The following is a 13,551-nucleotide window of genomic DNA, read 5'->3' on the forward strand; positions in this document are numbered from 1 at the left end:
TAACGAATCATCTTTGTAAAATAAACCATATTTACATAAAATAAATTTTTATCTTTGTGAAAGTTTTAATGATAAACTGCTGATTTTTGCCTTATATGGCTTTTGCATCCATCGAATTTTTATCAGTTATATTTTACTTATTAAAATAATTAATAAATGAAGGGAGCAAGGAAAAATCGTTTCCATGCTCCCTGATCACTGTTATTTTATATCGTTAGTCTAATTCAAGGGCTCCTGTATCAAGCTGATAATACCTGCCTTTTTGTTTCAGCAGATCCTCATGATCCCCCCGTTCTATAATCTCTCCATTTTCTAGTACCATAATGGCATTTGCATTGCGTACTGTAGAAAGACGATGTGCGATCACAAAGGTGGTACGATCTTTCATAAGCCGATCCATTCCTTGTTCAATGTGTTTTTCTGTTCTTGTATCAACGGAACTGGTAGCTTCATCAAGAATTAGAATTGGGGCCTTCGAGAGGGCAGCCCTTGCTATATTAAGCAGTTGCCGCTGTCCTTGACTTAGATTCGATCCGTCTCCCTCTAAAACAGTATCAAACCCTTCTGGCAGTCTCATAATAAAGGAATAGGCAGACGCTGTTTTTGCCGCCTGAATCACTTCTTCATCCGTTGCATCCAGTCTTCCATAACGAATGTTATCCATTACCGTACCAGTAAATAGGTGGGTATCTTGAAGTACCATAGCGATATTCTGGCGGAGATTATCTCTTCTTAAATGTTGTATGTTCACTCCGTCAATGATTATCTCTCCACTTTGTATATCATAGAACCGATTAAGCAGATTGGTGATTGTGGTCTTCCCAGCTCCCGTGGATCCTACAAAAGCAATTTTCTGTCCTGGCTTTGCATAAAGACTGATATTCTTTAAGATCACTTTGTCTGGATTATATCCAAATGTAACTTGTTTTAATTCTACAAAGCCATTCATGGGCTTCAGTACTTCGGCACTGGAATCATCTACTGGCTCTGGTTTTTCATCCATAATTGCAAAGACACGTTCTGCTCCTGCCAGAGCAGTGAAGACGTTGCTGATCTGCATGGAAATCTCATTAATGGGACGGCTAAATTGTCTGGAGAAGTTTAAAAATACAGTCAATCCACCTACATCAAAGCCCCGCAGTACACATAGTGCCGCACCAATACAGGAAGTGAAGATATAATTTAACTGGCTTAAATTCAACATAACAGGCATCATGACACCACCAAAAAACTGGGCATGAATCATGTTGTTTCTCAGATCATCATTTAATAATCCAAACTCTTCTTCCGCAACCTCTTCGTGGCAAAAAACTTTTACTACCTTTTGTCCACTAATCGTTTCTTCTATATAACCATTGACAGCTCCCAGGGAACTTTGTTGAGCCGAGAAATATTTCTGGCTTCTAGAAGCGATCAGACTTGCTGCTTTTATCATGATCGGTATAATCACGATAGTTATCAAAGTAAGCCAGAGATTGGTGTAGATCATAAGAGCCAGAGTTCCGATAATACTCAGAGCACCAGAAAACATCTGTACCAGTGTACTGCTTAACATCTGACCAATGGTATCCACATCGTTACTGAATCGACTCATTAAGTCACCCGTGTTATTGGTATCATAAAATCTGATTGGAAGTTTCTGCATTTTTTCAAACAGTTCATCTCTTATCCTTTTTAATGCGTTTTGAGCAACTGTAAGCATAATTCTTGCCTGTGTATAATTGGCTATAATTCCAAACAAATAAATAATTCCCATTGTTGCCAATCCTCGAAAAAGACCTGCTGCACTTCCTCTGCTTCCATCAAGAGGAGCAATGTATTGGTTGATGATAGGGCGAAGCATATAGGAACCACCCAGCATGGAAAGTGTATTGATAATAACACAAAAGAAGGCAACTCCCATTGAAAGTTTATATTCACTTAAATATGACATCAGCCTGCGAATTGTAGCTTTCGTGTTCTTTGGTGCGCTTCCTTTCACTGATCCTCCTCGGCCGTGCCCTCTGCCACTCATACCTCCTCCCACTTTAGCAGGTGCTGTATAACGGTTGTAGCGCTTTTTCAAACTGTTAATTTTCTTTTGTTCTTCCATTAGGCACCTGCCTCCTTTTCCCGATCTTTTTGTGAATAGTAAATCTCCTGATATGCCTCACAAGATTTCATGAGTTCCTTATGAGTTCCCATCCCTGTGATTTTTCCTTCATCCAGGACAATGATTTTATCTGCGTGTTCTACAGATCCAATTCTCTGCGCAATAATGATTTTTGTAGTGTCTTTTAGTGCTGTTTGAAAACATTGTCTGATTTTGGCTTCCGTTGCGGTATCAACCGCTGAAGTGCTGTCATCAAGAATTAATATTTTCGGTTCCTTTAACAAGGTTCTTGCAATGCAAAGCCTTTGTTTCTGTCCTCCCGATACATTCGATCCGCCCTGCCCTAAATCTGTATTATACCCCTCATTAAAACTGGATACAAATCCATGAGCTTGGGCACTTTCCGACATCTGATAGATCTTTTCCATCGTAGCATCCGCTTCTCCCCAACGCAAATTCTCCTCAATCGTTCCGGAAAACAGGACGTTTTTTTGAAGAACCATACCTACGTTTTCACGAAGATGTCGAATGGAATAATCTTTTACATTGATTCCATCTACCAGAACTTCTCCCTCACTTGTATCATAAAGGCGAGGAATCATTTGTACAAGAGATGTTTTTCCACTTCCTGTAGCACCAATGATTCCAATGGTTTCTCTTGGTTCTACTGTAAAATTAATATGGCTTAAAACCATCTCATCGGTTCCCTCTGCATACTGGAAGGAAACATCACGAAATTCAACTTTTCCTTTTGTGATCTGTGCGGATTTTTGTTTGGACTCATCATCGGTTAAATCTACTTCTGTATCTAGAACTTCTCTCACACGTTTTAAAGAAGCCATCGCACGGGATGCCTGCAAAAAGACCATAGATAACATCATCAACGACATAAGAATTTGAACAATATAGATGGTAAAAGCAGTCAAATCTCCAACGGGCATTTTTCCTGCTATGATTAAATTCCCTCCAAACCACACCACTGCAATCGTGGTAACATTCATCATAAGCATCATGACTGGCATCGTGGCTATTACCACTTTCATTGCATTTAAACTGCCTTCTGTCAAATCCAGGTTGGTAGCCTTAAACTTTTTTTCTTCATAATCTTCTCTTACAAACGACTTTATGACCCGCATATTTGTCAGCGCCTCTTGAACCCCTGAGTTCAATCGGTCTATTTTCTTTTGCATTATTTGAAATCTCGGATACGCTGTTTTCAATATGATTAAAATAAAAACAATAAGAATGGGAATCACTACCAATAAGACCATTACCAGTTGCTGGTTTATTAAATATGCCATAATCAATCCACCCACCAGCATTCCAGGCGCCCGAAACATGAGACGCAGACTAAGCATTACTACATTCTGAATTTGTTGAATGTCATTGGTGAGTCTTGTTACCAAAGATCCTGTGCTGAATTCATCAATATTTTTAAATGAAAACTGCTGGACTTTATGAAATATATCCTTTCTTAAATCTGTACTAAAGCAAATGGAAGCTTTTGCTGAAAAATAAGCTCCTCCGATTCCTCCCACAGCCATAATAACAGCAATGATAAGCATTCCAATCCCCATCCGGACGATGTAATCCAAATTTCTTTCCAAAACACCATGATTTATGATCAATGATGTCATTCTTGGAAGCATGATTTCTCCAAATACTTCCGTTAACATTAGAACCGGCGCCAGAATAAAGGCTCCCAGATAGGGCCTTATATATCTCCAATATTGTTTCAAATCTTTATTCCTCTCTTTCTGTCATGTTTTCTCCCATAGGAATTTGAGATAAATTGGTATAAATACGATCCAACATCTGCTCCATCTCAGACAGTTCTTCTTTGGTAAATCCAGTAAACATCTGGGTCTCCACCGTGTGAAAATATTCCTGACTGCACTTTACCATATCCCATCCCATTTCAGTCAGACCTAACTTATTCATCCGATTGTCATCCTGATCAACGACTCGGGTGATATATCCACCTTTTTCCAGTTTCTTTACTGACACGGCGATGGTGGCTGTGGAAACATAAAGGTGTTGTGCAATTTCCTTTTGTGATATGTTGGAATGACGGGCCAGCATCATAAGGATCTGATGCTGGCTGCGATAAACCCCTGTTTTCCTTACCCTGCAATCTAAAATACAGTGGTGAAGCTTCATTATTTTCATATATTGTTTCATTACACTACGCAGTGGGGAAACTTCTTCTTCCTCCGCTCCAGACCTAATTGGCCTCATTAGATCCCTCCTTTCGTTAGCTTATTAATAATTAGCTAATTAACTATATGGAATTATATCACCAGAAATTATTATTTGCAACTAGATTATTATAGAAAATCCAATTAAAATACTAGTTTTATTTGCGCAATATGCCTAAATAAAATTGAATGCTTCTTGTTCATAAAGCTGTTGTTTCTTTAAAACAACTGGTCTTTGACCGATTCTTGTTTGAAACGTCTCATCATTTAATAACCAGTCCCCAATTTCATCCCGCTCTAATACAAAGGGCATTCGGCTATGAACAGGAGCCACAGAGGGGTTTGCTTCTGTTGTCATTATCACAAACCTTTCTTCTCCTTCCCATATATTAAAAAACCCGCCCATAAAGATTACAGGAGAATCCTGCCGGCGAAAGGAAACTTTCTCCTTGGATCGATTCCATTCATAAAAACCGGCACAAGGAATCACAACCCTTCGGTGAAGAATACTTTCCCGAAACATGGTTTTCTCCAGAACCGTTTCTGATCTAGAATTAAAGATAACCCCTTTTTTATTCCATCCAGGAAATCCCCATCGCTGCCACCTAAGAGCTACTTTCTGATTTTTCCCCACCAGAACGGGTGCCTCCTGTGTTGGATAAATATCCCCGGTAAGCTGCGTTCTTTTTACTCTTTCCTCTATTTCTTCTATTAATTTTTCAATTTCTCTGGCTGTCTCATCATCCACATAATATCTTCCACACATCCTACTTCATCTTCCTTTTTCGTTCATTTTGGTAATATCATAACCCATTTGCAAGCTTCCATGTAAAAAACAAGCTTAAACGTATGGAGAATTCCTCCAATTACCGCTTCACAATCATATTCCTTTGATGGAATTCCAGAATAATTCTTATTTTCCAAACTTTTTACCCGAATCTCTTTTACACTCTGGATGATGCCATCATCGCCTTCGAATTTAAAGCTTAATGGTCTTAAACTGCAACTGGCAGTAAACCAAGCTTTGCAAGCGATATGATACATTTTACCATTAACTTCTCCACTGTCAATCGCCTTTGCGTTGATTCCGATTCCAAACGAAGACATACACACCTCTCCCTGTTTTTTATCTAATATTTTGTTTCCCATAGTCTACGGTTCTTTTTTCCCTGCTGATTCCACCACTCATATGATCTAAATAACGAACCTGTTTTTGTTCCGGAGATTCTAAAAACACCGCTCTTTTTATAGCATCATTTCCAAAGCGTTTCCGGATCTGATCAACGGTTTGATCAAGTCGTTCAAGTTTTTCGTAATCATTTTTCTCAAAGAAACTTATCTGCCTGTCCTGGTTATCGGTTACGTGACTCATATGAATTCCCAGATGCCGGACCGGAGTTTTATCCCATGCCTGGTCAAAGACATCACAAGCAATTTCAAATATCTCCTTCGTAACATTGGTTGGAGAATAAAGTGAAACTTGATGACTGTAATAATGAAAATCCCAGTCTTTGATCCCTACCGCCAAAACACTGGCCCGGACTTTATCCTCCCGAAGTCTGACTGCTAATGTCTCCGCAAGGGATAAAAGTACAAGATGGGCATTTTCTCGATCGGTTATATCAAAAGCTATGGTTGTACTATTCCCATACCCTTTGTTAGGAGGAGGTACCGGTTCCACTTTAGAACCGTCCACGCCATGGGAAAATGCATAGAGTTGTTCTCCCATTTTCCCAAGATGGCTTTTGATCAAACCAGGATCGCTTTCTGCTAAGTCACCGATGGTTTTTATTCCTATATTATACAGTTTTTTAAACGTGGCTCTCCCCACAAAAAACAGCTCACTTACAGGCAGCGGCCATAATTTTTCCGGTATTTCTTGACACCAAAGCGTATGCACCCGATCTGGCTTTTTAAAATCCGATGCCATCTTAGCCAAAACTTTATTCTCTGACACTCCAATATTTACAGTGAATCCAAGTTCTTTTTTGATCCTTTCTCCAATCAAGGCTGCCGCGATCTCAGGCGCTCCAAACAAGACTTCCATTCCAGTCATATCCACATAGGCTTCATCTATGGAATATTGTTCTACCTTGGGGGAATATTCCTTTAATAAACGGATAAATGCTTCCGATGATCTCTGATATAAATTGTAATTAGGAGGTACCAGAAGAAGACTGGGGCATTGTCTTAAAGCCTCTGTAACAGATTGTCCCGTATGAATCCCATATTTCTTTGCCGGAATGCTTTTTGCAAGGATAATTCCATGGCGCATAGTCACATCTCCTCCAACTGCAGATGGTACCACCCTGAGATCTAAGTTCCCAAGCAAATGCTTCTGCCTATATACTGCTTCCCAGCTTAAAAACGCCGAATTTACATCAATATGAAAAATCACTCGATTCATATACTCACCTCTGAATATATAATAACCGAATGTATGTTCGATTTATAGTGGAAATAAAAGGATGCCTTCCGAGATACGGAGCACCCTCTACATTTATGTTTTTATAAGCTTCCAGTGATCTGGAGAGAATCCCTCACTTCTGATCCAGCAATTTCTCCGCTTCCACTTCCGTTATTACTTCATAGCAATCAAATTCTGGAGCATCTGGATAAAAATACCCCAGAGAAAGTCCACGCCTTATCCATGCTCCGTTCTCATATCCAAAAAACTGTCTGCCATCCTGTTTGATCACAGTCCCTTTGTTCTCAATATCGGTTAATTTAAGAAATCTGATTTCTTTCATAATCCTTCACCTTCTTTATTCCCTTCGGAATCTCCATAGAATCGGAAAGTTCGAACATCTGATCTCCCAGTTCTATATAGCCCCTGCTGCTTACATCTTTCATCAACCTTTGCTTCTCATACAAATCATGCATCTTCCCATTTTTTATCTCAAAACTTTCAGGGGTATGATACTGAAGTTCAAATGCCTGCCCTTTGGGAGAACGCAGTTTTGTGTTGATCCCATTGTATGGATTCTGGCCATCCAGCCAGTAATTCTTAATCTCAACCGTATTATAACCGGAATATTCGTAGATCTCAATCACTTTTATCATTTTTTCTGTAAGTTCTTGGGCAGATGCGATGTAGGTATACCTTAAAATATCTTTCACCTCGCAAAGACGTCCAGTCAGACTGTATTTTCTCAATATTTTTTTTAAATAAGAATTTCTGGATTTAATCCGGCAATCAACCCCTGCCATGTCCATCCCTGTCTGTCTTGCAGTTTTTTTAACCTGTGCTGTAATCACAGGTTCCCACTCCAATGCACGCGGATAAGAGGAGGTTCCGTTTAGAACGGATCTCACAATCCGTTTGTCTCCCCTGACTGTTTTATAATATTTTTCCCACTTATTATGGCTGTTGGGAAACTTTTTTTCCCTTTGCATGATTCTGAATTCCTTTGATATTTTATAGTACCATTCAGAATATGCCAGGTCACTCCAGATTGTGTCTATTTTATTTCGTTTTAACGAAACAGACGAAAACCCGAAAAATCCAGGCCTCCGTCTGTTTCTTTAACTGCAAAGATTGTCGTTATCGTAGTTCAAGCAAGATCAGAAAAAGCAACTCATATTTCACACCTATCCTGACAACAAAGAGAATCCTGCATATCCTCTTACTCATTCTTCAAACACTTACAGTCTCAATCAGGTTTTTTTGTGGACTTACAATCAGTTTTTTGAGTTAAAAACCAATATGCCAGGTTTTTGCCTTTCTCTAAAACCTGCCATGGGTAACTAATTTCATTACAGTTAATATACTCTATTATATGGAAAACTTAGACAAGATGTGAACCGCCTTGCTGGCAAGCACTTTTGATGTTATAATCTCTACATGAAAAAATAGGAGGAATTCCCATGAACTTTACTTACAAGCCAAACCAGATTGCACTTTATCACTCAGATAATCAATTACTTGCAGAAGTTACGTTTCCTGATGTCGACTCCAATACAGTCAATATCAATCATACCTTTGTGGATAATTCCCTTAGAGGACAGGGGATTGCCGGACAGCTGATGGAAGCGGTCGCCAAGCAACTACAGTCCCAGGGCAAACAAGCCGTTCTCACTTGTTCCTATGCAGTGAAATGGTTTGAAAACCATAAAGAATACAATGATTTGATAAAATAATCGTTCCATGTACCTCATGCTTACGAGTCTTCCCTAGGTACCTTTGTAGCTAAGGTGATTTCATTTAGCTAATTCAAGCATATCTTTAAATGAATTTCATATAATTTACAAATTTATACTTTTGAGGCGAAAATGTTAGACTACAATAATACTCATTCTAGCAACCTAGATAACACCTACTTTAGATCTCCACCTTTGGTGCCTAACGATTACGGACCATATCCATTCACGATTGATATAAACAAAGCTACTGCGAATAATGACACCTTTCGCACTGCCCTATGGACAGGTGAGCATTTACAACTCACCTTAATGAACATCCAGGTATGTGGCGATATAGGATTAGAGATTCATCCGGATGATGATCAATTTTTGTATATTGAATCTGGCCACGGTGTCGTTCAAATGGGGGATCAAAAGGACTGTTTATATTTTCAACAACCCATTTTTACTTGCAGTGCTATTTTTATTCCCGCAAGGACTTGGCACAATGTGATAAATACGGGCGATGTTCCTTTAAAATTATTCTCTATATATGCACCTCCGCATCACCCTTGGGGCACGATTCACCAAACAAAAGCGGTTGCAGAAGCTGATATGAATCATTATTAATTATTACCCGTCAGTCTTTAAAAGGATTGGCGGGTTTTTACTTGCAATCGTTACTGACTTGAGTGGGTAATCACTATCATATTTCCGTAAACTGCAGTTTCTAAAATTTGTCCAGGTTTGAAATTTGTGTGCGACATGCAAAGATCATTAAGATTTATTGTTTTTCCGTTATAAGGAATTACATTGATTGCTTTTAAAATATTATCGTTTTTATTCATGTGGCTTTCCTTTCTGCCACTCTACATAATGATAAATAACAGAATTGAAAAGTACTCTTGACGGGCAGAGCTGGAATACCGAATTCCCACCTACATTTTATATAAAAGAAAAAGCCCCGGTTTCCCAGGGCTATTTCGTTATTTTGCTTTAATTTTATTACTCTCTTACTCTCACGTATATTTTACCAATGATTTTTCCATCTTTATCTTTAGCCGTGATTAAAACCAACCCTTTGCTCAGTGCTGTAACTTTTCCCTTGATAGTTACATTTGCTATTGAGGAATCCATAGGAGCCCATGTAACATTAGCTGTATTCGTAAAATCATCAGCTGTTAATCTGGCTGTCTCTCCAACGTTTAAGTCTATTGCAAGTCTGTAATCTTCTGCGTTCTCCACAACTAGAACATTTATATAATCCGTATATGAGCCGTCTACACTCTTAACTGTTATAACTGTGTTACCAGGAGCCAGTGCTGTCACAATTCCCTTTTCATTTACAGTGGCAACTGCTTCATCAGATGATGACCATGCCATTTCGGTATTTACATTCAAATCATCATCTACACTTAATCGAAGTGCTTCGTAAACTTCTAAAACTACTTTTAATTTAGTGTCTACTGGCGGCGGTGTTTGGCCTGCTGTTGGAGTTGCTGAGGCTTCATTCGAATTACCAGTTTCTCTACCATCGGCGATTGCTGTTACAACATAATAATATGCAGTCCCGTTGGTAACGTCATTGTCTGTATAGGTAGTATCTGTTATGTCAGTGGCTATTGTATTGTATGAACCACCCGCAGTTGTAGAACGTTTAATCGTGTAACTTGTTGCGTTGGCTACTGCGTCCCATGTTAAATCAACTTTGGTATCGCCGCCAATTGCTTTTAGATGTTTTACTGAACTAGTCATTACAGTATAGACTTCCACAGAGGAATCATTACCGTTACCGCCAATGACATAAATTTTTCCATCAATAGTTTCTGTTCGAAAATACGCACGATTTATAGACCTAGACGCTAATTTTGTCCATGTATCGGTTACTGGATCATATACTTCTGTTGTTTTACGTGTAGTCAAATCTCCTAAAGCATATATTTTTCCATTAACTAATTCTGTTTGAAACATCCATTTAGCTACAGACATAGGAGCTAATTGTGTCCATGTATTGGTTTCTGGATCATATACCTCTGTTGATTTTATCTGCTCACTCCCATTATAGCCACCAATCGCATATATTTTACCATTAACTTCTATAGATTGAAAATTTCTCCTAGCATCAGACATTGATGCTAATTTTGTCCATGTATCGGTTGCCGGATCATATACTTCCATTGATTGCAATTCTTTGCTCCCATTATAACCACCAATCGCATAAATTTTCCCATCAATTACCTCTGTTTCAGAAAAATACCTAGCATCAGACATTGATGCTAATTTTGTCCATGTATCGGTTGCCGGATCATATACTTCTGTTGATTGCAATTCTTTCCTCCCATTATGACCACCAATCGCATAAATTTTTCCGTCTAATACTTCTGTATGAAAACTGCACCTAGCATCCAACATTGATGCTAATTTTGTCCATGTATCGGTTGCCGGATCATATACTTCTGTTGATTGCAAAGTTTTAGTATAATTATTGCCACCAATCGCATATATTTTTCCATTAACTTCTATAGATTGAAAATTTCTCCTAGCATCAGACATTGATGCTAATTTTCTCCATGTATTGGTTGCCAGATCATAAACCTCTGTTGTTGATAGAGCGTCTCCTCCATATTGTCCACCAATCGCATATATTTTTCCATCAATTACTTCTGTTTGAAGCTCTCCCCTCCCTACAGACATAGAAGCCACTTTTGTCCATGTAGGTTCAACCTCTTCAGCAAAAGCTGAACTCTGCCCTAAAAACATTACACTAATCATAAAACATATAACCATTGTTATTTGAAACAATGACCTCTTTTTCATACGATGTACCTCCAAATTTATCTTATGTAATTATAGTTGTTATAAGCATTCTAAATAATTGATGTGCCAGAAAAGAAAGCCATCTAGAAATGGCTTGTTGCTTTTTATATAACCGGTTATACTTCTGGAAATTTCTTCCATTTAGAATGATTGTATATTATCATCCTGTATTTATTAAAACAATTGGTAACCTTACCAAACAAATTTAGTACTATTTCACCAATCCCGGATACTGCAGCGCTCCGTCCTGATCTGGTATAAGCTTAACTGGCTCTGTTATTACCCTGCCTAAAGCGTCCACCGCATAGATCTTTCCGGAATTCGCAACAAGCTGTGACTGACACATAGCCCCGTCAAGTCCTAGGTAATACCATGCTTATAGAACCGCCAGCCGCCGTCCTCTTCTTTCCAGCCGGATTTCTTTTCTTCCGGTTCTTCAGCAGACCATGTCTTCTTAAACTCTTCCAGACTAGCATATACCTTTTTGATTCCGCCTGTGGAACTACCCCAATCCGGAAGTTGAAAGTGAGGCTTGTCAGCCGGTTACTTCCAGTTACCGCTCCCTTCCAGGGTTTGTTAGGGAGCGCAAAATGGATCTTAAAGAACGTATCAAAGAATTATGTAAGAAAAGCAATATTTCAATGAATCAATTAGAGCAAGAACTTGGTTTTGGCAAAGGGTATATTAGTAAGCTAGGGAAAGGCACACCCAATACTACTAAGATTCAGCAACTGGCATTTTGGAATAAATTCCTATTTTGAAGGAATTAGTGCAAAGCCCAAATAAAATAAAAACCGCCCAGCACTCGCAATGCTGAACGGCTTTACATAGATTTTCTCTTGTCGGATATACCGAAAAGATACAATCATTCTCAAAAAGATTATATCTTTTTCGGAACATACTGGCAAGGGGCGTTATTTTTATACCCAAAACTAGAAAGGAAACGATAAAATGGCTACTGCAAAGAAACTCCCTTCCGGCTCCTGGAGGTGTCTGGTATATGACTACACTAACGATTCCGGAAAGAGGCACTATAAGTTTTTCACCTGTGATGACCCAACTTCCTCCGGTCGATGTGAAGCAGTGGCAAGCCGCGTACTATGCTACTACAAAAGAACTGGGGAAAGTTGAAACAAATACAAGTATGACCTTACAAGAGGCTCTGGATCAATACTGTATCTTAAAAAGCAATGTTCTCTCCCCCAGCACTCTCAGGGAATACAAACGAATGATCAAGAGTTATTATACTTAATTTGGACCAATGAGAAGGGGTGAAATATACGCTCTTACTCAAAAAGATATCGTAGGCTGCAATATAACGATCTCCAAATCCATGGTAAAAGGTTCTGATAAGCAGTGGCATATAAAACCGCCAAAAACAATAGCTGGCTATCGCACCATAGAATTTCCACAATTTGTCATTGACATAGCCCTAAGAAATGCTACTAATGGTAAAATTGTCCCCTTGGTTCCTGACAGCATAACGAAACGTTTTATTGATACAATTAAGCTGCTTGATATACCCCGTTTTCGTTTCCATGACTTACGCCATTATGGGGCATCGATTCTTCACGCTATTGGCATCCCGGATCAATATATTATTCAACGAGGCGGTTGGTCTACCGACAATGTTATGAAATCAATATATAGGGGCGCAATCACGGAGGAAACAAAAAAAATCAATCATATAATTAGCGATCATTTTGAATCCATGCAACACGATATGCAACACGAAAATAAAAAAGCCTAGTATTTACTAGACTTTTCAAAGTGGAGCAGACGGGGGTCGAACCCGTGTCCAAAAACCAATTCCCTGTTCTTCTACTATCATAGTTAGTTTATTAACATTCCCTCCACTGCCCGGGAACTAACACCCTGACAGCTTTAGTAGCTTCATAATACGACCGGATACTCAAAGCTTTGCAACCGTCGTTTCTCACATCATCGATGCCGGGTTCTTAAAGTGTGAGTGCCTTAAGGCCGACAAGCTGCTTACGCAGCTAAAGCTAATTTATTATTGTTAGCGTTTATATTTTGTTTGCCATTTAACGCATCGCATACGGATAGCTTCACCAGCTGCATGGCCCCTGTCGAAACCATTACTGCCCCTGATTATTCCTTTATTCAGAAGTAATCTTATACTAACACGAAAAAAAACACTTGTCAAGACTTACCACCAACCGTTACAGGTCATCTATGATTCATTTATGATAATGTCCTAGTGTATCACAAATGATTATGTCCCAATTAGTAGTTCATATATTATAATAGAACCTCATGACTTAGAAATGAGGTGGACACAATCAGAAAGGTATTACTAAC

At 38.9% G+C, this 13,551-nt stretch carries 16 protein-coding genes and 1 other RNA gene; 5 read left to right on the plus strand and 12 right to left on the minus strand.

The window, feature by feature from the left end; translation table 11 throughout:
* Positions 1-214: 214 nt before the first annotated feature.
* The 8 genes from EFT72_RS16165 to EFT72_RS16200 form a co-directional block, all read right to left on the minus strand.
* Positions 215-2,092, minus strand: a complete 1,878-nt coding sequence (locus EFT72_RS16165; protein WP_124067957.1) for an ABC transporter ATP-binding protein — start codon at positions 2,090-2,092, stop codon at positions 215-217.
* Positions 2,092-3,831: an ABC transporter ATP-binding protein gene (locus EFT72_RS16170; protein ID WP_124067958.1), complete on the minus strand. Its 1,740-nt coding sequence runs from the start codon at positions 3,829-3,831 to the stop codon at positions 2,092-2,094. The genes EFT72_RS16165 and EFT72_RS16170 overlap by 1 nt, the downstream gene beginning before the upstream one ends.
* A 4-nt stretch (positions 3,832-3,835) precedes the next feature.
* On the minus strand, positions 3,836-4,330 hold the full coding sequence (locus EFT72_RS16175; RefSeq protein WP_124067959.1) for a MarR family transcriptional regulator: 495 nt from the start codon (positions 4,328-4,330) through the stop codon (positions 3,836-3,838).
* A 135-nt stretch (positions 4,331-4,465) separates the two neighbouring features.
* Entirely contained in the window at positions 4,466-5,056 is a 591-nt protein-coding gene (locus tag EFT72_RS16180) for an SOS response-associated peptidase family protein (RefSeq protein ID WP_124067960.1), read from the minus strand.
* 23 nt (positions 5,057-5,079) lie between these two features.
* Complete coding sequence (locus EFT72_RS16185; RefSeq protein ID WP_124067961.1) at positions 5,080-5,397, minus strand: hypothetical protein; 318 nt, start codon at positions 5,395-5,397, stop codon at positions 5,080-5,082.
* 19 nt (positions 5,398-5,416) lie between these two features.
* Positions 5,417-6,697 (minus strand): DNA polymerase IV, encoded by a 1,281-nt coding sequence (locus EFT72_RS16190; RefSeq protein ID WP_124067962.1) that lies wholly within the window; start codon positions 6,695-6,697, stop codon positions 5,417-5,419.
* 133 nt (positions 6,698-6,830) lie between these two features.
* Positions 6,831-7,040, minus strand: coding sequence for a hypothetical protein (locus tag EFT72_RS16195; protein ID WP_124067963.1), 210 nt, complete (start codon positions 7,038-7,040; stop codon positions 6,831-6,833).
* Positions 7,018-7,686, minus strand: a complete 669-nt coding sequence (locus EFT72_RS16200) for a hypothetical protein (RefSeq protein ID WP_124067964.1) — start codon at positions 7,684-7,686, stop codon at positions 7,018-7,020. The genes EFT72_RS16195 and EFT72_RS16200 overlap by 23 nt, the downstream gene beginning before the upstream one ends.
* Before the next feature lie 471 nt (positions 7,687-8,157).
* Between EFT72_RS16200 and EFT72_RS16205 the strand changes: the two genes are divergently transcribed.
* Both EFT72_RS16205 and EFT72_RS16210 read left to right on the plus strand, forming a co-directional pair.
* The gene (locus tag EFT72_RS16205) at positions 8,158-8,430 is read left to right on the plus strand and encodes a GNAT family N-acetyltransferase (RefSeq protein ID WP_124067965.1); all 273 of its coding nucleotides are present in this window, start codon (positions 8,158-8,160) and stop codon (positions 8,428-8,430) included.
* A 132-nt stretch (positions 8,431-8,562) separates the two neighbouring features.
* Positions 8,563-9,042 (plus strand): cupin domain-containing protein, encoded by a 480-nt coding sequence (locus EFT72_RS16210; protein WP_124067966.1) that lies wholly within the window; start codon positions 8,563-8,565, stop codon positions 9,040-9,042.
* A gap of 50 nt (positions 9,043-9,092) precedes the next feature.
* Here the strand turns inward: EFT72_RS16210 and EFT72_RS19350 are convergent, their stop codons facing one another.
* The 3 genes from EFT72_RS19350 to EFT72_RS19820 all read right to left on the minus strand — a co-directional run bounded on the left by EFT72_RS19350 (position 9,093) and on the right by EFT72_RS19820 (position 11,575).
* Positions 9,093-9,260 carry a hypothetical protein gene (locus EFT72_RS19350; RefSeq protein ID WP_164473191.1) on the minus strand — a complete coding sequence of 56 codons (168 nt, stop codon included), beginning with the start codon at positions 9,258-9,260 and terminating at the stop codon, positions 9,093-9,095.
* Positions 9,261-9,417: 157 nt separating this feature from the next.
* Entirely contained in the window at positions 9,418-11,229 is a 1,812-nt protein-coding gene (locus EFT72_RS16215; protein ID WP_124067967.1) for a kelch repeat-containing protein, read from the minus strand.
* 211 nt (positions 11,230-11,440) lie between these two features.
* Entirely contained in the window at positions 11,441-11,575 is a 135-nt protein-coding gene (locus EFT72_RS19820) for a hypothetical protein (RefSeq protein WP_279222003.1), read from the minus strand.
* 244 nt (positions 11,576-11,819) lie between these two features.
* On the opposite strand from EFT72_RS19820, the gene EFT72_RS16220 reads away from it, so the two are divergent.
* From EFT72_RS16220 to EFT72_RS19735, 3 genes are all read left to right on the plus strand, one after another.
* Positions 11,820-11,990, plus strand: a complete 171-nt coding sequence (locus EFT72_RS16220) for a helix-turn-helix transcriptional regulator (protein ID WP_206426670.1) — start codon at positions 11,820-11,822, stop codon at positions 11,988-11,990.
* Between the two features lie 239 nt (positions 11,991-12,229).
* Positions 12,230-12,481, plus strand: a complete 252-nt coding sequence (locus tag EFT72_RS19730; RefSeq protein WP_243110039.1) for a hypothetical protein — start codon at positions 12,230-12,232, stop codon at positions 12,479-12,481.
* A gap of 9 nt (positions 12,482-12,490) precedes the next feature.
* Positions 12,491-12,979: a site-specific integrase gene (locus EFT72_RS19735; protein WP_243110040.1), complete on the plus strand. Its 489-nt coding sequence runs from the start codon at positions 12,491-12,493 to the stop codon at positions 12,977-12,979.
* An 18-nt stretch (positions 12,980-12,997) separates the two neighbouring features.
* Here the strand turns inward: EFT72_RS19735 and ssrA are convergent.
* Positions 12,998-13,338: a transfer-messenger RNA gene (ssrA, locus tag EFT72_RS16230) on the minus strand.
* Between the last annotated feature and the right edge of the window lie 213 nt (positions 13,339-13,551).

Origin of the sequence: Clostridium sp. E02 (assembly GCF_003833015.1) — a bacterium.
Lineage (GTDB): Bacteria > Bacillota > Clostridia > Lachnospirales > Lachnospiraceae > Lacrimispora.

Coding starts and splice junctions, on each gene's coding strand:
- EFT72_RS16165 (WP_124067957.1), bottom strand. CDS start 2,092: ATGGAAGAACAAAAGAAAATTAACAGTTTGAAAAAGCGCTACAACCGT.
- EFT72_RS16175 (WP_124067959.1), bottom strand. CDS start 4,330: ATGAGGCCAATTAGGTCTGGAGCGGAGGAAGAAGAAGTTTCCCCACTG.
- EFT72_RS16180 (WP_124067960.1), bottom strand. CDS start 5,056: ATGTGTGGAAGATATTATGTGGATGATGAGACAGCCAGAGAAATTGAA.
- EFT72_RS16185 (WP_124067961.1), bottom strand. CDS start 5,397: ATGTCTTCGTTTGGAATCGGAATCAACGCAAAGGCGATTGACAGTGGA.
- EFT72_RS16190 (WP_124067962.1), bottom strand. CDS start 6,697: ATGAATCGAGTGATTTTTCATATTGATGTAAATTCGGCGTTTTTAAGC.
- EFT72_RS16195 (WP_124067963.1), bottom strand. CDS start 7,040: ATGAAAGAAATCAGATTTCTTAAATTAACCGATATTGAGAACAAAGGG.
- EFT72_RS16200 (WP_124067964.1), bottom strand. CDS start 7,686: ATGCAAAGGGAAAAAAAGTTTCCCAACAGCCATAATAAGTGGGAAAAA.
- EFT72_RS16205 (WP_124067965.1), top strand. CDS start 8,158: ATGAACTTTACTTACAAGCCAAACCAGATTGCACTTTATCACTCAGAT.
- EFT72_RS16210 (WP_124067966.1), top strand. CDS start 8,563: ATGTTAGACTACAATAATACTCATTCTAGCAACCTAGATAACACCTAC.
- EFT72_RS19350 (WP_164473191.1), bottom strand. CDS start 9,260: ATGAATAAAAACGATAATATTTTAAAAGCAATCAATGTAATTCCTTAT.
- EFT72_RS16215 (WP_124067967.1), bottom strand. CDS start 11,229: ATGAAAAAGAGGTCATTGTTTCAAATAACAATGGTTATATGTTTTATG.
- EFT72_RS19820 (WP_279222003.1), bottom strand. CDS start 11,575: ATGTGTCAGTCACAGCTTGTTGCGAATTCCGGAAAGATCTATGCGGTG.
- EFT72_RS16220 (WP_206426670.1), top strand. CDS start 11,820: ATGGATCTTAAAGAACGTATCAAAGAATTATGTAAGAAAAGCAATATT.
- EFT72_RS19730 (WP_243110039.1), top strand. CDS start 12,230: ATGACTACACTAACGATTCCGGAAAGAGGCACTATAAGTTTTTCACCT.
- EFT72_RS19735 (WP_243110040.1), top strand. CDS start 12,491: ATGAGAAGGGGTGAAATATACGCTCTTACTCAAAAAGATATCGTAGGC.